At 38.3% G+C, this 18,765-nt stretch carries 16 protein-coding genes; 12 read left to right on the top strand and 4 right to left on the bottom strand.

Translation table 11 applies throughout. The features are described 5' to 3' along the window. Positions 1-34: 34 nt before the first annotated feature. The gene (locus tag EWU21_RS09445; RefSeq protein WP_130896714.1) at positions 35-688 is read right to left on the bottom strand and encodes an ABC transporter ATP-binding protein; all 654 of its coding nucleotides are present in this window, start codon (positions 686-688) and stop codon (positions 35-37) included. A gap of 95 nt (positions 689-783) precedes the next feature. Here EWU21_RS09445 and sucC point away from each other — a divergent pair, with 95 nt between their 5' ends. From sucC to EWU21_RS09420, 5 genes are read left to right on the top strand one after another with little or no spacing between them, the layout of a single operon-like run. Next, a complete protein-coding gene (gene sucC / locus EWU21_RS09440; protein ID WP_130896713.1) occupies positions 784-1,974 on the top strand; it encodes an ADP-forming succinate--CoA ligase subunit beta in 1,191 nt (396 codons plus the stop codon). Between the two features lie 3 nt (positions 1,975-1,977). Beyond that, positions 1,978-2,589: a fumarylacetoacetate hydrolase family protein gene (locus EWU21_RS09435; RefSeq protein ID WP_130896712.1), complete on the top strand. Its 612-nt coding sequence runs from the start codon at positions 1,978-1,980 to the stop codon at positions 2,587-2,589. Between the two features lies 1 nt (position 2,590). After that, a complete protein-coding gene (gene bcp, locus EWU21_RS09430) occupies positions 2,591-3,031 on the top strand; it encodes a thioredoxin-dependent thiol peroxidase (protein WP_130896711.1) in 441 nt (146 codons plus the stop codon). A gap of 9 nt (positions 3,032-3,040) precedes the next feature. Beyond that, entirely contained in the window at positions 3,041-3,898 is an 858-nt protein-coding gene (locus EWU21_RS09425; protein ID WP_130896710.1) for a transketolase, read from the top strand. A 10-nt stretch (positions 3,899-3,908) separates the two neighbouring features. Beyond that, entirely contained in the window at positions 3,909-4,862 is a 954-nt protein-coding gene (locus tag EWU21_RS09420; RefSeq protein WP_130896709.1) for a transketolase family protein, read from the top strand. Positions 4,863-4,867: 5 nt separating this feature from the next. Here the strand turns inward: EWU21_RS09420 and tamL are convergent, their stop codons facing one another. Further along, a complete protein-coding gene (gene tamL, locus EWU21_RS09415; protein ID WP_130896708.1) occupies positions 4,868-7,135 on the bottom strand; it encodes a translocation and assembly module lipoprotein TamL in 2,268 nt (755 codons plus the stop codon). A gap of 3 nt (positions 7,136-7,138) precedes the next feature. Here tamL and EWU21_RS09410 point away from each other — a divergent pair, with 3 nt between their 5' ends. After that, the gene (locus EWU21_RS09410; RefSeq protein WP_130896707.1) at positions 7,139-7,888 is read left to right on the top strand and encodes a TrmH family RNA methyltransferase; all 750 of its coding nucleotides are present in this window, start codon (positions 7,139-7,141) and stop codon (positions 7,886-7,888) included. Here EWU21_RS09410 and EWU21_RS09405 read toward each other — a convergent pair. Both EWU21_RS09405 and EWU21_RS09400 read right to left on the bottom strand, forming a co-directional pair. Then, positions 7,865-8,608, bottom strand: coding sequence for a queuosine precursor transporter (locus EWU21_RS09405; RefSeq protein WP_130896706.1), 744 nt, complete (start codon positions 8,606-8,608; stop codon positions 7,865-7,867). The genes EWU21_RS09410 and EWU21_RS09405 overlap by 24 nt on opposite strands. After that, the gene (locus EWU21_RS09400; protein ID WP_130896705.1) at positions 8,605-9,816 is read right to left on the bottom strand and encodes a pyridoxal phosphate-dependent aminotransferase; all 1,212 of its coding nucleotides are present in this window, start codon (positions 9,814-9,816) and stop codon (positions 8,605-8,607) included. Before EWU21_RS09400 ends, EWU21_RS09405 begins: the two co-directional genes overlap by 4 nt. A 201-nt stretch (positions 9,817-10,017) precedes the next feature. On the opposite strand from EWU21_RS09400, the gene EWU21_RS09395 reads away from it, so the two are divergent. The 6 genes from EWU21_RS09395 to EWU21_RS09370 all read left to right on the top strand — a co-directional run bounded on the left by EWU21_RS09395 (position 10,018) and on the right by EWU21_RS09370 (position 18,734). Next, complete coding sequence (locus EWU21_RS09395) at positions 10,018-10,551, top strand: hypothetical protein (RefSeq protein WP_130896704.1); 534 nt, start codon at positions 10,018-10,020, stop codon at positions 10,549-10,551. Further along, positions 10,552-11,088 (top strand): hypothetical protein, encoded by a 537-nt coding sequence (locus tag EWU21_RS09390; RefSeq protein WP_130896703.1) that lies wholly within the window; start codon positions 10,552-10,554, stop codon positions 11,086-11,088. It abuts the gene before it with no gap. 11 nt (positions 11,089-11,099) lie between these two features. Next, positions 11,100-12,032, top strand: coding sequence for a phosphoribosylaminoimidazolesuccinocarboxamide synthase (locus EWU21_RS09385; protein WP_130896702.1), 933 nt, complete (start codon positions 11,100-11,102; stop codon positions 12,030-12,032). Position 12,033: 1 nt separating this feature from the next. Next, positions 12,034-12,459: an STAS domain-containing protein gene (locus EWU21_RS09380; RefSeq protein WP_130896701.1), complete on the top strand. Its 426-nt coding sequence runs from the start codon at positions 12,034-12,036 to the stop codon at positions 12,457-12,459. A gap of 200 nt (positions 12,460-12,659) precedes the next feature. Continuing rightward, on the top strand, positions 12,660-17,228 hold the full coding sequence (gene gltB, locus EWU21_RS09375) for a glutamate synthase large subunit (RefSeq protein WP_130896700.1): 4,569 nt from the start codon (positions 12,660-12,662) through the stop codon (positions 17,226-17,228). Positions 17,229-17,234: 6 nt separating this feature from the next. Next, a complete protein-coding gene (locus tag EWU21_RS09370; RefSeq protein ID WP_130896699.1) occupies positions 17,235-18,734 on the top strand; it encodes a glutamate synthase subunit beta in 1,500 nt (499 codons plus the stop codon). The last annotated feature ends 31 nt before the right edge of the window (positions 18,735-18,765 follow it).

Raw genomic sequence — 18,765 nt, 5'->3', positions numbered from 1 at the left:
TAGATTGCAAATTTATGACATTTTGGCAGTAATTCTATTCGATTCTACCGGAATTTAGATAAATAACCTGATCAGAATGGGAGGTTAATTTCTCATTGTGCGTAACCATGATTATCCGTTGTTGCCAAACCGCTTTTAATTCAACAAACAGAGCATACAATGTTTCTGCATTCTTATTATCCAAATTACCTGTGGGCTCATCCGCTAACAAGAGGGTAGGGCGATTAATCAAAGCGCGGGCAACCGCTACTCGCTGTTGCTCTCCACCTGATATTTGTGAAGGTAATTTATGCAGAATGGGTTGAATGCCTAAGGTTTGGACTATTTTATCAAATAGTTCTAAATCAGCTTCACCCAGTTTACCACCTTTAATAAAGAGAGGGAACTTGATGTTTTCTTCACAAGTAAACTCGCCTAATAAATGATGAAACTGAAAGACGAAACCTAGTTTCTGATTTCGGAATGTAGCTTGATCTTTTTCTACCAGCGCAGCATAATCAATCCCATCTAAGTATATCTGACCAGCATCTGCTTTCATTAATAAGCCCATAATCTGAAGCAGCGTACTTTTACCAGATCCTGATGGGCCTAAAATACTCACCATTTCAGACTCCTTTACTTGTAAAGAGATATTGTCTAGAATTAATTGAGTTCCATAACTTTTGGAAATATTTTTTAATTCTAACATTTTTTTGTCTTTTTTTTAGAAAATACGAATGAATGACTGGTTATTTAATATTTACGCAAATAAATAGTAATTTCACGAAATTAAAATTTTACTAAATGAATATTCACGAATATCAAGCGAAAGAAATCTTAAAAGGTTACGGAGTGCGCATTCAAGAAGGAATTGTGATTGACTCTGTTGACAACGCTATTTCAGCGGCTGAGCAATTAAAAGCTCAGACTGGCACGGGATGGTTTGTTGTTAAAGCTCAAATTCATGCGGGTGGCCGTGGAAAAGGGGGCGGTGTTAAACTAGCTAAAAGTTTAGATGAAGTAAAAGAGCGCGTTTCTCAAATATTGGGAATGCAATTAATTACGCATCAAACTGGTCCTGAAGGAAAGAAAGTTAACAAAGTTTTAATTTCTGAGGATGTGTATTATCCTGGCGATTCTGAGCCGAAGGAATACTATTTATCGATCTTATTAGACCGCGCAAAGGCTTGCAATGTCATCATGGCAAGTACGGAAGGTGGAATGGACATCGAAGAGGTAGCGGAGCATAGTCCAGAAAAAATCATTAAAGAATGGATCGATCCACGTGTAGGTCTACAAGACTTCCAAGCACGTAAGGTAGCCTTTGCTTTAGGTTTAAGTGGTGTTGCTTTGAAAGAGATGGTTAAATTCATCCAATCATTGTACCGTGCCTATGTAGAGACTGATTCATCTATGTTCGAAATCAACCCTGTGTTGAAGACATCTGATGATAAAATCTTAGCGGTAGATGCTAAAGTGAACTTAGATGATAACGCTTTATTCCGTCACAAAGACTTAGCGGTTTTACGTGATATCGAAGAAGAAGATCCATTAGAAGTAGAAGCATCTGAAAATGATCTTAACTACGTTAAATTAGATGGTAACGTAGGTTGCATGGTAAACGGAGCTGGTTTGGCGATGGCTACTATGGATATTATTAAATTATCTGGTGGCGATCCCGCTAACTTCCTTGATGTAGGGGGTGGAGCAAACGCGAAAACAGTTGAAGCTGGTTTCCGTATTATCCTACAAGATCCCAATGTAAAAGCAATCTTGATCAATATCTTTGGTGGTATCGTTCGTTGTGATCGCGTTGCAAATGGAGTTGTAGAAGCGTACAAAAACATTGGTGAGATTAATATCCCTATCATTGTTCGTCTTCAAGGAACAAATGCAGAAGAAGGTGCTGCGATCATTAATAACTCTGGCTTGAAAGTATTCTCAGCTGTTTTATTAAAAGATGCCGCTCGTTTAGTATCAGAAGTATTGAAATAAGCCATGAAAATTATTTGCATCGGTCGTAATTACGTAGATCATATTACTGAATTATCGAATGAAAGGCCTACTGAACCGGTGGTCTTTTTAAAGCCAGATACGGCTTTAATAGATGCAAATAGTCACTTTTACTATCCTAAATTCTCCTCTGATGTTCATTACGAACTTGAGCTAGTATTTAGGATAGGCAAAGTGGGCAAAAATATTGAAGCAAAATTTGCACACAAGTACATCGATTCTTACGGCTTAGGTATTGACTTTACAGCTAGAGATGTACAGAGTAAATTAAAGGAAAAAGGACTTCCTTGGGAAAAAGCGAAAGCTTTTAATGGTTCTGCCTTTGTTAGTGCAATGCAGCCTTTTGTACCTGCTATTTTAGAAAACCCTATTCATTTTACGTTGCATAAGAACGGAGCATTAGTTCAAGATGGAAATTCTGAGTTGATGATTTGGAATGTAGCAGAACTGATAGAAGAAGTCTCTAAGTATTTTACGTTAAAAACGGGGGATTATATTTTTACCGGTACACCTGCGGGTGTGGGTCCTGTTGCCATCGGAGATGTATTGACTGGGGCATTAGAGGATTCTCCCTTATTTGAATTAGCTATCTCATAATATGAAACTACAAATAGGTAATGCAGCTCCTACCATATCCATGGTGGACTCTGACGGAAACAATTTTGCTATCCCTAGTGGAAAGAAAACAGTCTTGTATTTTTATCCCAAGGATAATACACCCGGTTGTACTGCTCAGGCCTGCAATCTGAATGAAAATCTAGATGCACTTCAAGCCAAAGGTTTTCAAGTAGTAGGAGTAAGTATTGATACCAATGCCTCTCACACGAAGTTTAAAGCAAAATACAATTTAGCTTTCCCTCTTTTATCTGATCCTGAACATCAATTAGCGGAAGCTTTTGGAGTATGGGTAGAGAAATCGATGTACGGGAAGCAATATATGGGCGTAGCAAGAACTACGTTTATCATCGACGAAAACGGAATTATTATTGACATTATCGAAAAGGTGGATACAAAGAACCACAGTTCTCAAATTCACTAATCACCTACCATGCAAACACAAGAAATACAAAAAATTAGCTCTCAGGTTCGTAGAGACATTTTAAGAATGGTTCACGGGTGCCAGTCCGGTCACCCAGGTGGATCATTAGGTTGTACAGATCTTTTAGTAGATCTGTATTTCAGCACGATGAATCTGAAAACAGATGCTACCGGAAAAGTAGTGTTTGATATGGATGGAACAAATGAGGATTTATTCTTCTTGTCCAATGGACACATCTCTCCTTTAATCTACAGTGTGTTAGCTCGTCGGGGTTATTTCCCTACGGCTGAATTAGCTACATTTAGAAAAATTGACACACGTCTTCAAGGCCACCCTACGCCACACGAACATTTAGAAGGTATTCGTATTGCGTCAGGATCTTTAGGACAAGGTCTTAGTGTGGCTATTGGAGCTGCACAAGCAAAGAAATTAAATGGTGACAAGTCTACCGTTTTCTGTTTAATGGGTGATGGCGAGCAAAATGAAGGCCAAGTATGGGAAGCTGCGATGTATGCTCCTCATCACAAGGTGGACAATTTGATCGCTTTCATTGATGAAAATGGACAGCAAATTGATGGCCCTACAGAGAAAGTAATGAGCAACCGTGATTTAGAAGCGAAATACAAAGCATTCGGATGGAATGTGATGCGCATGGACGGTAATAATGCGGAGGATATTCAAAATACATTAAATAAGGCCAAAGCGGAGTTAGGAAAAGGATCTCCAATCATGATCATCATGAAAACGGAAATGGGTGCTGGTGTAGACTTCATGATGTATTCTCATAAGTGGCATGGTGTGGCACCTAATGACCAACAATTACAAGACGCATTAGCGCAATTAGAAGAAACTTTAGGCGATTATTAATCAGATAGAAATGGCATTATTTACCTACGAAACAAAAAAGGATACACGCTCAGGTTTTGGAGCAGGTATGGAGTATTTAAGTCAGCATAACCCTAAAGTGGTCGCATTGTGCGCTGATTTAATTGGTTCAATGAAATTAGAAGGATTTATCAAGAATAGCTCTGAGCGTTTTTTCCAAACAGGTATCGCAGAAGCGAACATGATTGGTATTTCAGCAGGTTTAACGTTAGGTGGTTTTATTCCTTTCGCTACGACCTTTGCTAACTTTGGAACGGGTCGTGTTTATGACCAAATCCGTCAATCAGTTGCTTATTCTGGAAAGAACGTCAAGATCTGTTGTTCACACGCAGGTTTAACGCTAGGAGAGGATGGAGCAACACACCAAATCTTGGAAGATATCGGCTTAATGAAGATGTTGCCTGGTATGGTGGTTATTAACCCATGTGATTACAACCAAACTAAGGCAGCTACCATCGCCATTGCCGATTACGAAGGTCCAGTATATTTACGTTTTGGACGCCCAGTGGTTCCGGTATTCACACCAGAGGATCAGAAATTTGAAATCGGTAAAGCTTTGCATTTAGTAGAGGGTACGGATGTAACAATTTTAGCTACTGGTCACCTAGTTTGGGAAGCTATTCAAGCTGCTGAAGCTTTATTAGATAAGGGTATTAAAGCAGAAGTAATTAACATCCACACGATTAAACCATTAGATGTGCAAGCTATTTTAACTTCAGTTAAAAAGACAGGTTGTGTTGTGACGGCTGAGGAGCATCAGTACAATGGTGGATTAGGGGATTCAGTGGCACAATATTTAGCCATGAATCATCCTACGCCAATGGAATTCGTAGGGGTGAATGATTCATTTGGTGAATCAGGAAAGCCAGCCGAATTAATGGAGAAATATGGTTTAAATGCAGAAGCTATCGTAGCCAAAGCAATCAAGGTAATGGCACGCAAATAATCCCCTTAAAAAGGATAGCCAATACCAATATTAAATTCAATTGGGTTTTGTCCTCCTTCGAAAGAAGTTTGTGACAGAACCCATTTTTGATTTACAGGGTTAGCCGGATTAATGACCTTCGTCGCCAAATCAAGGCGCAATAGAAAGAAGTCAAAATCCCAACGAAGGCCAAAGCCTGTGCCTACCGCAATCTGATTATAGAAGTCACTCAAATGAAATTGGGTACTAGGATCCGTATTTCCTTGTGTCATATTCCAAACATTACCTGCATCCACGAAGAAGGCTCCATTCATTTGGCCAAATAAAGGGAATAATCTAAATCGATATTCAATCGATGATTCTATTAAAATACTACCCGGCTGCTCTACTAGACTTGACGAGGAAACATAAGAGCCTGGTCCCAAACGACGCGGTTTCCATGCTCTGACGCTAGAAGGCCCACCGATGAAAAAGTTTTTTTCATAAGGTAATTGATAGTCATTTTCATCACCATAGGCATAGGCTACTCCTCCTATGAGTTTAAATGCAAATTGAGATTTCTGATTTCGACCTAGCATTTTATACTTGCGGTAATCAAAATTCAACCGTAAAAAGCGGTAAAACTGGATATCTTGTCCACTATTCAACAGGTCAGTTACGTAACTAAATTTATGACTCGGAACAAAATTTAAGGTCGAACCTCCAGATTCGAGCCCAATTTGAAAAATTTTTCCATTCTTCAACTCATTGCTGGGTAGTAAGTCCCGGTAAATGTATTGAAATGACAAACTACTCACAAAACTGGGATTGAAACTTCGGTATAAATTATTCCCTTTACCTTTTAATTCATCTAAATAGGCTTTAAATGAATCTGATGTGGCAGTCTCCGGATAAATGGTATTTAATAAATTGAGGTTAATCAAAGAAAATGTAAAGAAGCTATATTCACTTTTTTGCCAAGTATATCGTTGAAACAAATTCAAATTAGTACGTTGGTATTCCGGACGATTAATGAAATCAAAACCAACACCCACGGAAGTCTTTGCTCCGTAATAGGAACCTAATTTTCCTATCAATGCCTTAGGCAAGTACAGACTAGGGAAGTTGATGGAGGCAGAAACGTTCAATTCTAAATTATTACGCGTATCTGTCGTATTAATAAATCCAGATTGAGCTTCATATCCGATTCGTGTAGAAAAATCAAAATAATCTAAACTCGAAAAAAGCCGTCTGACTTTAAATGAATTCGTTAGAAAAGGCCCTGGTATTCCTCTAAATATGCTACCTCCTAATTCAGAGCTAAAATTGTATTTTTCATTTTGGAATAACTCAATCTTAGGAAACAACCTAGTTCTCGTCGTGTCGAATCGAATAGATACCGTTTTAAACTGATCTGTTAGGTAGATATTCTTTAAACTCTGATTAAATAAATCGACTGAATACAAGTCATCCTCCTGAAGGTTGATTAACTTACTTAGACTCTTTAAAGGCGGATGTTCTGCTGGATTTCCAAAAGGATCTGAGATACTAAATTCCGGAACACCTATGCGATAAAGGCGATCATAATTAGCAATAAGTGTATGATTCTTAAACTCCGGTATTTTATAATAAAGCGAAATGCGTCGCAATGTCGAATCTTTCACATCATTAATCCGGATACCTACAGCATCCGGCGAAAAATAATAATAACCTTCGTTTCGCAAATGATGACTTAATTGCTCTTTTTCCTTTTTTAATACCTCTAATTTTAACCGACCCATGGGACGAATTAGACTATTTTCTTTTATGTAAGAATTAACGTGCTCTGCTAAAATGGGATTATCAACCGAAAGCGAGTCCTCTTTTGTGAAATAACTAGGTTCTCCTTCTTCAATCTCAAAAGTTACATTAACTAAATTAGCTATAGAATCTACATTCGACTTTATCTTGGCTTTTAAGAAGCCATTTTCTCGATAATAGCGTTCGATTTGTACCTTGTTTGTCGTTAACCATGCTAAATTATAACTAGGGTTAGGGGACTTAAAGAATTGAATGAAACTAGGTTTAATTTCAAGAGAATCTTTTCTTTTCCTTTTAATGCCCAGATAAGTGTATAATTTTGCAGGCAGTAATCGGCGATATGAATTCTTAACGCCCATTACATTGGTGCGTAATTCAGCTTTAGAAATTTGGCGATTACCCGTTAAGTTAATTTGATTTATAACCGGACTCGGGATCTCAAAGGAGTGGTATTGACCACAAGAAATGAGCCCTATACTGAGGATAATAAAACCGATAATTGATTGATTCTTCAAGAGATGCTAACTAATAAACAAATAAAGTTAATTAATTCCCTACATTCTAAAAAAGGAAGAAAAGAGAATGATTTATTTTTAGTGGAAGGGGAGAAGTCGCTACTTGAATTGTTAAAGTCTGACTTTACAGTAGATTTTTTCCTGTTGAACGAAGTTCATGTTTCTCTCGCCGATCAAATTAGTCAACAATCAAAAGCTCCTATCTATTTTTTGGATGCAGAGAGTATTCAAAAATTAAGCACCTTAGTTAACAATCAGATTGGACTAGCTGTCGTTCAACAAAAGAAATTTCCTCCATTTATCATTCAAGATCGGTATACAATCGTACTTGATGGTATTCGGGATCCAGGTAATTTGGGAACTATTATTCGTATTTGCGACTGGTATGGTTTCAAGCAACTAGTACTTTCGGAGGATTGCACCGAGTTTTATAATCCCAAAGTAATTATTTCTACCATGGGTTCGTTCTCGCGCATCGAATTTACCTACGTTGATTTACCTACTTTTTTCAAAGAACACCCGGAATATAAAAAGATTGGAGCCGTTCTGAATGGCGAAAATATCCATCACTATCAGTTTCCAGATAAGGGTTTTATTATTTTAGGTAATGAATCCAATGGAATACGGGAGGAAATAATGGAAAGCTTAGATGAACAAATTACCATTCCTGCTTTTGGTGAAGCAGAATCTTTAAACGTAGGTATTTCAACTGCCGTGATTGCGGATAATTTAAAGCGCTTTATCCTTAGCTAGATACTTTTCAATTAACCAATGAGCTAGGTAAAGTATAGGCGTAAATAGAATAGCTACTATAAATTTGTAGAAGTAATTATTGAAGGAAACATTCATCCATTGTGCAAAAGTCCAATTTCCAAATGCATAGAAAGCAATACCAATTACTAACACGCTATCTATTAATTGTGAAATCAAGGTGGAACCAGTAGCTCTCAACCAAATGTGCTTAGAACCCGTTCTGGATTTAATCTTTTCAAAAACCAACGCATCAATGATTTGGCTAACTAAAAACGCGGATAACGATCCCAGAATAATTCCCAATCCTTGACGAAATATTCTCGCAAATGCTGAATTGATATTAAAATTTTCGGACCCCTTGTTTACCTCCACCCAAAAATCCGCTGGTACTAATAAAGTCGCTGTATAAATAATTAGGAAGGAAAATGCGATAAATAGGGCAGTTGTGAAAGAGATGAATCGAACCCCTTTTTTTCCAAAATAATCGTTAATAATATCGGAAGTAATAAATACCAAAGGCCAGTTTAAGGCTCCAGCCGTTTGATTTAAATCCCAAAAATCCCCCCATGGTGTTGCCCAATGTAAAGGCGAAAATCCAAGCGTCCGCTCAATACTAACAATCTTAACACCAATTATCTCCGCCACGATTGCATTCGTTAAGAATACTCCAAAAAGGAATATAAACAGCTTTTGCTTCCGAGAGAATTCGTTAAAAATCATTTACGGTAATTTTCAAAATGTAAGGCAATTTTATCTAGAGCCACACCTAATTGTTCTACATGCGGGAGAAAGACGATTCTAAAGTGATCCTTTCCTTTGAAGTTAAACCCTTGACCACCTACCACTAGAATTTTTTGTTCTTCTAGTAAAGACATCACAAAATGGTTATCGTCTTCAAAATTGAATTTAGTTAAATCTATTTTAGGGAATAAATACAAAGCACCTTTAGGCTTAACTGCGCTAACTCCATCTATGGCATTAATACGTTCATACGCAAGGTTCATTTGACGGTTTAAGCGGCCTTCTTTAGCCACTAAATCATTAATAGACTGATATCCGCCCAATGCCGTTTGAATTCCATATTGTGTGATCACATTCGCACACAGTCGCGTGCTGAATAAGAAATTCAACCCCTCAATATAAGATTTAGCTTTGTGTTTTGCACCTGTCAAAATCATCCAACCACCTCTAAACCCTGCCGCCCGGTAATTTTTAGACAATCCTCCCATCGTGATAATCAAAATATCATCAGAAAGACCGGCTGCCGTATGGTGAGCTGTTCCATCAAACAAAATTTTATCATATATTTCATCTGCGAAGAGAACAAGCTGATGCTTAGCCGCTAAGGCCACCACTTGCTTCACTGTTTCTTCCGAGTAAACTGCTCCTGTAGGATTATTAGGATTAATTAAAACAATAGCCCGCGTTTTAGCGGTTATTTTAGCTTCAATATCGGCTAAATCGGGAGCCCAATCTTTCTCTTCTGCGCAAATGTAATGCACCGCTTTTCCGCCTGCTAAACCTGCCACAGTCGTCCACAGCGGATAATCTGGCGAAGGGATTAATACTTCATCATCTGTATTCAATAGGGCAGTCATCACTAAGGAAATAAGCTCACTAACCCCATTTCCTATATAGATGTCTTCTATTAAAATATTCTTAACACCTAAGTTTTGGTAATACTGCATGACCGCTTTGCGCGCAGCAAATAGACCTCGGGAATCAACATATCCCTGAGCATTTCGTATATTTACAATAATATCATGGACAATCTCGTCTGGCGTTTCAAAGCCAAAGGCGGCGGGATTACCTATATTCAAGGAAGTGATCTTGTAACCCTGATTTTGAAGAGCTAACGCTTTATCATACACAGGTCCTCGAATTTCATATTTTAGGTGATCGAGACGCTTACTTTTTAATATATCCATGCTATTTTTGATAGAATTGTAAAAATAGCAATTTAATTTTAATTGAATTTACCCCCTTTTATGAATTTAAAGGAAATTGGTATTTTATTGGTTGGATTATTTATGGGTTCCTGCCTATTGATTGCTTATAAGTATTATATAGCCAAAGGAAAGGTATTTCAAATCTCGAGAATAGTCGTTTTTAAATATATTCTCCGTTTTATGCTTTTAGTAACCTTTATGGCTCTCTGTCTATACACCATAAATGGAAAGCAAAATAGTGATTCCATAGGCCAAAAAGCAGGTTCGACCTTATTTGTCATCGCTAATAATAGCTCCAGTTTAACATGGAACGCGCTCCGAGATAAATTGAATGAACTACCTGAAAAAGGAAATTACAGCCTAGGTATCTACGAAGGGAAGCGCGATGAATTCTTTCTAGTGATCCCACGAACGAACAAAGAGTCATTTTTAAATTTGCTAGAACAGGCTAATGGATCTAAATTATCTCACCATAAACACGTATTAACACCCACACCACCTAAGCACCCCTCTGAGGATCAGTTTGAGTTGTTTGGTTTAACTAATGACCGATGGCAAGCTACTTCGATTGAAAGCAATAAATCTTCAATCTTTTCAACTAATACCCTGAATGGCTGGATTGGAGGCTCCTATGTTAGAGTGTATTTAGTAGTTTTAATCGTTATTTTAGTATTTATTGATAGTGTTTTTACAGCCAAAGCCATTAAAATTTAGATGTTTTCTACCTTATTCTATCTTTTTATTTTATTCTATGATGGTATATTCGCTAAATCATCAGAAGAATACAATGCCCAAATTACACTACTTAACAAGCAAATTGCTTCGCATCAATATGAGGCAGCGTTACGTAATGCACAAACTCTTCAACATTTTACGCTCTATACAAACCCGGAAGTCGAGCACCTTATCGCCATTCTGGAATTAAAAACACATAAGAATTCGATTCAGGGAGAACACCTATTGATTAAAGATCAAAGTATCTCTAATGACATTTTATATAGTTATTTTATGGCTTTAAATGGTCATACTCGGGAGGGATATACTGATTTACATCGTTCTATCATTCAAAATGGAAATGTAGATACACTCGTTAAAGCATTTGAATTGTACGCAATCAATTTTCCTCAGAACAAATTAAAGAAACAAGCCAGTTCAGCTCAAATGATCAGCCAAACTCAAAAAATAAATACACAAGAAGCTTTATCTTTACTTGACTTAATGAAGAAGAAGCAAAAAAATCTTATCTATTAATTAGCCAAACCATGATTCCAGCCCCTTATCAATTCCCTAATCAGACGTCTTTCTATAGAGGAAAGGTACGTGATGTCTATGGAATAGGAGACCATTTACTGATGATTACTTCAGATCGTATTTCAGCATTTGATGTCGTTCTTCCTAAGTTAATTCCCTTTAAAGGTCAGGTCTTAAATCAAATTGCCAGCTATTTTCTACAGAAGACGGCTGATATCGTGCCTAATTGGTTAGTGGCTACACCAGATCCTAATGCGGCTTATGGTTTAAAATGCGAGCCATTTGCCATCGAAATGGTTATTCGGGGTTATTTAGTAGGACATCTTTGGCGTGAATACAAAGCTGGAAAACGAAGCGTTTGTGGTGTCACCTTACCGGATGGTTTAGTAGAGAATCAACAACTGCCTACTCCTATTATTACGCCCACCACAAAGGCAAGTGAAGGACACGACGAAGATATTTCTGTAGCGGCGATTATTGAACAAGGCATTGTTTCAAGAGGCCACATGGATGAACTATGTGCCATCACACATCAATTGTTCCTAAGAGGGCAGGAAATGGCAGCTGAAAAAAACTTGATTTTAGTCGATACGAAATACGAATTTGGTCTTTATGAAGGGAAGATCATGTTAATGGATGAAATTCACACACCTGATTCGTCTCGTTATTTTTATAAGGAACCGTATGCTGAATTATTCGCGAAAGGAGAGGCTCAGAAACAATTATCGAAAGAATTCGTTCGTGAGTGGCTAATAGCTAATGGTTTCCAAGGAAAAGAAGGTCAGAATATACCCACCATTACAGATGAATTCGTTCAGCAAATTTCTGAACGTTACATTTTGTTATACGAGGAAATCACAGGCTTACCATTTCACAAAGAACCTCAAGAAGATATTTATAACCGTATTTATAACAACACAATCCAGTATTTGCAACATGTCTAATATGAATTCATTTCAACTCGAACAAAACGAAAGTTATGCCGTTATTGATTGGAAGGCAGAACAATTAGGATCAGCTAACGCTGAGGAATTAGAAAATGCTATCCGTCTTTTGTTTAAAAAAGACTACGCTAACATGATCTTAAATATAGGTAAAATTGAAGATTTAGATGGATTTGGGGTTTCCGCTATCCGCAAAGGGACTAAAATTTGTACTAATGAAGGTGGACTTTTTGTTGTGGTTACTAAAAGCGATCCAATTGCTGAACGATTAGATGCAGCTAAAATTGAAAACCTTACCTTGTTGAATACCGTGCAGGAAGGAGTCGATGCTATCTATTTGAATGACTTAGAAAATGAGTTCCAAGACGAGGACGATACAGAGGGAGAGAGCGAATTTGGAGAGTCTTATGGAGAGGATTATGATTAAAATTGCACTATAGCAAGATTTTTTGTGTTGCATTTCTGATAATTCAAATTCAGAAGAATATTTTGTCTATAGATCGTTTTGCCAAATTTATTTTTAATTAAATTTGAAATTAGGTATATTATCTATCTGAAATGACCCAGTAGTCAGGTTCAGTTGTTTTCGATTCATTATTGTTTATATTAGAATATTTATAGTTTCCTATGAGAAATCCGAATGAAGTAGGTTTGTACAGAAAAGAATTTGAACACGATGCATGTGGTATTGGATTTGTTGCCAGTTTAAAAGGTATCAAATCGCATCGCATTGTTCAAGATTCCATCAAAATGTTGATTCGTATGGATCACAGAGGGGCTTGTGGTTGTGACCCTAATTCAGGAGACGGCGCAGGTGTCTTAGTGCAACTCCCTCACGAATTCTTCTTAGAAGAAACTAGTTCTTTAGGTTTTGCTTTACCTTCATTAGGAAACTATGGAGTAGGGATGGTCTTTTTCCCTAAAGACGAAACGCTTATTAAAGAATGCAAAGAAGTCATTGAGCGTAAGTCTAAGAAATTAGGATTACGTATTTTAGGTTATAGAATAGTTCCTGTAGATAATTCGGAAATCACAGGAGCAGATTCAGGAAACGCAGAGCCGTCTATTCAACAATTGTTTATTGAAAGACCAGCAGATTGCGCGACTGAAATTGATTTTGAAAGAAAGCTTTATGTTTTCAGACAATATGTGTCTAAGTTGTTAAATGAAACAATTGCGGGCCTAAACAATAAGTTTTATTTTGCCTCTTTGTCTTGCCGTACCATCATTTATAAGGGTATGTTAACGACCATGCAGGTTCCGGGTTACTTCTTGGATTTATTCCAGGAGAACTTTACTTCGGCTTTGGCCATCGTACACTCCCGTTTCTCTACCAATACCTTCCCAGAGTGGAAATTAGCTCAACCATTCCGCTTTATCGCGCACAACGGAGAGATCAATACGGTAAAAGGTAACTCATCTTGGATGCAAGCGCAATCCGCTTTATTCTCAAGCAAATACTTTACTCAAGAAGAATTAGACATGATTCTTCCGGTATGTAGTTTAGGACAGTCCGATTCTGCGATTTTAGATAATGCTATTGAATTATTGTATTTAACAGGTCGCTCTTTACCACATGTCATGATGATGTTAATCCCGGAAGCATGGGATGGTAATGAGAGTATGGAGAAATACAAAAAGGATTTCTACGAGTACCATGCGGCGATGATGGAGCCTTGGGATGGTCCAGCCAGTATCTCGTTTACGGATGGAAAAATGATTGGCGCTACATTGGATAGAAATGGATTGCGTCCATCTCGTTATTGGGTAACGTCAGATGACCATGTTATCATGGCTTCAGAAGCAGGTGTCTTAGATTTAGATCCAGCCGCGATTGTATCGAAAGGACGCTTACAACCAGGTAAAATGTTCGTAGTGGACATGGAGCAAGGACGTATCATTCCAGACGAAGAATTAAAAGAAAAGATTTGCCAACAACAACCGTATGGAGAGTGGCTGGTTAACAATAAGATTCGTGTGGAAGATCTTCCAGAAGCCGGATCTGAGTACAGACAACCGAAGGCGATCGAGCTAGTTTCTAGACAACAAATTTTTGGGTTTACAACCGAAGATATCCGCATCGTTTTAGCCCAAATGGCTGAAACTGGGAAGGAAGCATTAGGTTCTATGGGTATTGATACGCCATTAGCGGTTTTATCTGAGAAGGCTCAACACTTATCTTCTTACTTCAAGCAATTATTTGCCCAGGTGACGAATCCACCGATTGACCCCATCCGGGAGAGAATGGTTATGTCTCTTTTGTCAGATATCGGAGGTCTATCGAACTTATTAGAGGAAAGTCCTACCCATTGTCGTCAAATCGAGATCCAACAACCTGTTCTACGTAACAAAGAGGTGGAGAAGATCCGTTGGATTGACCATGAAAATTTCCAAACAAAATCCATTCACATGACTTTCCGCGCTTCTGAGGAGGAAGGAGTGTTGAAAAAGGCTTTGGACCGTATTAATCAATACGCAGAAGATGCGGTGGATGATGGTTATTCAATCATTTTATTGACAGATCGTGGTATTGATAGTTCACATGCGCCTATTCCGTCTTTATTAGCCTTGGCTTCTGTTCACAATCACTTGATTCGTACGAAGAAAAGAGCAAAAGTGGGTATTATTATCGAAGCAGGGGATGTGTGGGAAACACACCATTATGCGACGTTGATCGGTTATGGTGCTAGTGCGGTAAATCCGTATATGGCCTTTGAGACGATCAAAGCGATGAAAGATCAAGGATTTGTGAACAAAGACTTGAGCTACGATAAACTAGAGTACAATTACATCAAAGCCGTTAATGGGGAATTACTGAAGATCTTCTCTAAAATGGGGATCTCTACTTTGCAATCTTACCAAGGGGCTCAAATTTTTGAAATTCTAGGTTTAGGTAAAGACGTAGTAGATACGTATTTCAGTGGTTCCATCTCTCGTATAGGCGGAATTAGCTTAGATACGATTGCCAAAGAAGCCCTTATTAAGCATACTTCTGGTTATCAATTGCGCAAGCAAGAGTCGCCTAAATTAGAAGTAGGTGGTATTTACCAATGGAAACAAAGAGGAGAGGAGCACTTATTCAATCCAGCAACGATTCACTTATTGCAGCAAGCCACGAAGCAGAATGATTATTCTGTGTACAAGAAGTATGCGCAATTAATTGATGACCAAAGCAAAAAGTCCATCACCTTACGTGGTTTATTGAAATTCAAATCAAGTAAAGCGATTTCGATTGATGAAGTAGAGCCGGTTGAAAATATTTTAGCCCGTTTTGCTACAGGAGCTATGTCTTTTGGATCCATTTCGTATGAAGCCCATACCACATTAGCTATCGCGATGAACCGTATTGGTGGTAAATCAAATACCGGTGAGGGTGGAGAGGATCCAATTCGTTTTGAAAAAATGGCGAATGGAGATTCAATGAATTCAGCTATTAAGCAAGTGGCCTCTGGTCGATTTGGTGTAACGGCGCATTATTTAACCAATGCGAAGGAACTTCAAATCAAGATGGCGCAGGGTGCAAAGCCAGGAGAAGGAGGTCAATTACCAGGACACAAAGTAGATGACTGGATTGGTAAAACTCGTCATAGTACGCCAGGAGTAGGTTTAATTTCACCTCCTCCGCACCACGATATCTATTCAATTGAAGATTTAGCACAATTAATCTTTGACTTAAAGAATGCGAATAGAGCCGCTAGAATCTCTGTAAAATTAGTTTCTGAAGCGGGTGTAGGAACTATTGCTGCCGGTGTAGCGAAAGCACATGCTGATCACATTTTGATCGCAGGTTATGATGGAGGTACTGGAGCATCTCCTTTGTCTTCGATCCGTCATGCTGGTTTACCGTGGGAACTTGGTTTAGCGGAAACGCACCAAACTTTAGTGAAAAACAAATTGCGTGGTCGTGTTACGATTCAGGCAGATGGTCAAATTAAAACCGGAAAGGATATTGCCGTAGCAGCCTTATTGGGAGCAGAAGAATTCGGAGTAGCAACGGCTGCCTTAGTCACTGCGGGTTGTATTATGATGCGTAAGTGTCACTTAAATACCTGTCCAGTGGGAGTGGCAACCCAAAATCCAGAATTAAGGGCTTTATACACGGGTCAAGCAGATCATGTAGTGAATTTATTCCACTTTTTAGCGCAGGAATTGCGCGAAATTATGGCTGAATTAGGCTTCCGTAAACTAGAGGAGATGGTGGGTCGAGTGGATCTATTAGAAATGAAAGATTTATCGGGACACTGGAAGTTTAAAAATGTTGATTTGAGCCCAATTTTGGCCCCAGCAGCATTAGAAGAAGGCGTTGCTGTATTCAAATCAGAGGAACAAGATCATGGATTAGCAGATCAATTAGACTGGGAATTATTGAAAATAGCTCAACCTGCGATAGATAAAGGTGAAAAAGTAAGTGGTGAATTAGATATCATCAATGTTAATCGTTCAGTAGGAACCATTTTATCGAATGAAATAACGAAGAAGTATGGTGAAAAAGGTTTGCCTGTTGATACCATAAATATCAAGTTCAAAGGAACGGCTGGACAATCATTTGGAGCATTTTCTGTGAAAGGTATCAAATTCGAAATAGAAGGAGATGCAAATGACTACATTGGTAAAGGACTTTGTGGCGCGACTCTCGTAGCCTATCCTTCGCCTTTAGCTTCTTTCAAAGCCTCTGAGAATTCGATAGTGGGCAACGTGTCATTCTACGGAGCTACTTCTGGTGAGGCTTATTTAGCGGGTATGGCAGGTGAACGTTTTTGTGTCAGAAATTCAGGTGCTAAAGTTGTCGTAGAAGGTATTGGTGATCATGGTTGTGAATATATGACAGGAGGTTTGGTGATCATTTTAGGAAATACAGGCCGTAATTTCGGGGCAGGTATGTCTGGTGGTGTAGCCTACATCTTGGATGAACAAAATACGTTTGATGCGAAAGTGAATCGCGAAATGGTAGAAATTACCGAATTGACGCCAGAAGATAAAAACATCATATTGATGTATTTGAAAAAACACGTTGCTCTTACGGGTTCAATGAAAGGAAAGCTAGTGTATGATAATTTCAATGCCTTAGCAAGCCAATTCAAGAAAGTATTGCCTGTAGATTACAAGAATGCCTTAAGTTCTAGAAAACTAAGCATCTCTGATGTGTTAGCAGACAAAAACAAAGTGTATCAAGATATTAAAGTAGATTTAAAATAAGATAGAATGGGTAAGCCAACCGGATTTTTGGAAATTGAACGCAAATTAGCTCCTAAAAGGGCTGTTTCTGAGCGCGTGAATGATTACAAAGAAATTGAGCAATTAAACTCTATAGCTGAAACAGAAGCGCAGGCGAGTCGTTGTATGGATTGTGGTACACCTTTTTGTCACAATGGATGTCCTCTAGGGAATATCATTCCTGAATTCAACGATGCGGTTTATGAGCAAAATTGGAAGTATGCCTATGATATTTTGAGTACGACCAATAACTTCCCTGAATTTACGGGACGTATTTGTCCAGCTCCTTGTGAATCAGCTTGTGTATTAGGTATTAACAAACCAGCAGTGGCTATTGAATTGATTGAGAAATCAATCATTGAAAAGGCTTATTCAGAAGGGTGGGTTGTTCCATTTATTCCTAAAACGCGTACGGGTAAAAAAATAGCTGTTATCGGTTCAGGTCCAGCGGGTTTAGCTGCTGCAGCGCAATTAAATAAAGCTGGTCACTTAGTTACGGTTTATGAGCGTGCAGATCAAATTGGAGGATTATTACGCTATGGTATTCCTGATTTTAAATTAGATAAATCGGTAGTTACTCGTCGTGTAGAAGTAATGAAGCAAGAAGGTATTACCTTCATTACCAATGCTAATATCGGAACTACGGAGAAGTTAGCTAACTTAACGAATGATTTTGATGCCGTTTTAGTAGCTACAGGAAGTACGACTCCCCGTTTTATCACAGCAAAGGGAAATGATGCCATTGGTATTTATCCTGCGATGGAGTTTTTATCTCAGCAGAATAAGCGAAATGCGTCTATTGCGTTAGAAGTAAACCACAAAGGAGAGAAATATGCGAATACAGATATTCATGCCAAAGGAAAGCATGTAGTCGTAATAGGCGGTGGAGACACTGGTTCTGATTGTGTAGGGACTTCTAATCGCCACAAAGCTGCTTCCATTACACAAATTGAAGTAATGCCTAAGCCTCCAGTGGCTAGAGCAGAAAACACACCTTGGCCTAATTGGCCTAATATGTTGCGTACTTCAACTTCTCACGATGAGGGAGCGGAGCGTTTATGGTCTATTTCGTTACAAGAATTTATCAAAAATGATAAAGGTGAGCTAGAAGCTTTACTCATTGGAGACATCGTTTATAATATGAAGGATGGAAAGATGGAGCAAGAGGTAATAAATATCAGAAAAATTCCATGTGATTTAGCTTTAATTGCGGCTGGTTTTTTACACACGGATCACACGGGTTTATTCGATCAATTAACCGCTATGGGAGTGAATGCAGATGAGCGTGGTAACCTGGCCGCGAATGCATCTTATCAATCTGATAATGAGAAAGTTTTCATTGCTGGTGATGCGCGTCGTGGTCAATCATTAGTAGTTTGGGCAATCTCTGAAGGACGTGAAGCAGCTAGAAATATCGATCTGTTTTTAATGGGTAAAACGAGTTTAGAAGGTAAATCTATCTCGAGTTTTGACGTAATGGCAAAATAATTTTTTCGCCATATATTTCATTTATTAAATA

This window comes from Aquirufa antheringensis (assembly GCF_004307425.1).
Classification (GTDB): domain Bacteria; phylum Bacteroidota; class Bacteroidia; order Cytophagales; family Spirosomataceae; genus Aquirufa; species Aquirufa antheringensis.
This window is presented reverse-complemented; position numbering and strand designations above follow the sequence as displayed.

Excerpts from the sequence above, each read along its gene's own strand:
- EWU21_RS09395 (WP_130896704.1), top strand. The coding sequence starts at position 10,018 with ATGCTTTTAGTAACCTTTATGGCTCTCTGTCTATACACCATAAATGGA.
- EWU21_RS09385 (WP_130896702.1), top strand. The coding sequence starts at position 11,100 with ATGATTCCAGCCCCTTATCAATTCCCTAATCAGACGTCTTTCTATAGA.
- EWU21_RS09420 (WP_130896709.1), top strand. The coding sequence starts at position 3,909 with ATGGCATTATTTACCTACGAAACAAAAAAGGATACACGCTCAGGTTTT.
- EWU21_RS09400 (WP_130896705.1), bottom strand. The coding sequence starts at position 9,816 with ATGGATATATTAAAAAGTAAGCGTCTCGATCACCTAAAATATGAAATT.
- gltB (WP_130896700.1), top strand. The coding sequence starts at position 12,660 with ATGAGAAATCCGAATGAAGTAGGTTTGTACAGAAAAGAATTTGAACAC.
- EWU21_RS09445 (WP_130896714.1), bottom strand. The coding sequence starts at position 688 with ATGTTAGAATTAAAAAATATTTCCAAAAGTTATGGAACTCAATTAATT.
- EWU21_RS09410 (WP_130896707.1), top strand. The coding sequence starts at position 7,139 with ATGCTAACTAATAAACAAATAAAGTTAATTAATTCCCTACATTCTAAA.
- EWU21_RS09425 (WP_130896710.1), top strand. The coding sequence starts at position 3,041 with ATGCAAACACAAGAAATACAAAAAATTAGCTCTCAGGTTCGTAGAGAC.
- bcp (WP_130896711.1), top strand. The coding sequence starts at position 2,591 with ATGAAACTACAAATAGGTAATGCAGCTCCTACCATATCCATGGTGGAC.
- EWU21_RS09370 (WP_130896699.1), top strand. The coding sequence starts at position 17,235 with ATGGGTAAGCCAACCGGATTTTTGGAAATTGAACGCAAATTAGCTCCT.
- EWU21_RS09390 (WP_130896703.1), top strand. The coding sequence starts at position 10,552 with ATGTTTTCTACCTTATTCTATCTTTTTATTTTATTCTATGATGGTATA.
- EWU21_RS09435 (WP_130896712.1), top strand. The coding sequence starts at position 1,978 with ATGAAAATTATTTGCATCGGTCGTAATTACGTAGATCATATTACTGAA.
- EWU21_RS09405 (WP_130896706.1), bottom strand. The coding sequence starts at position 8,608 with ATGATTTTTAACGAATTCTCTCGGAAGCAAAAGCTGTTTATATTCCTT.
- EWU21_RS09380 (WP_130896701.1), top strand. The coding sequence starts at position 12,034 with ATGAATTCATTTCAACTCGAACAAAACGAAAGTTATGCCGTTATTGAT.
- sucC (WP_130896713.1), top strand. The coding sequence starts at position 784 with ATGAATATTCACGAATATCAAGCGAAAGAAATCTTAAAAGGTTACGGA.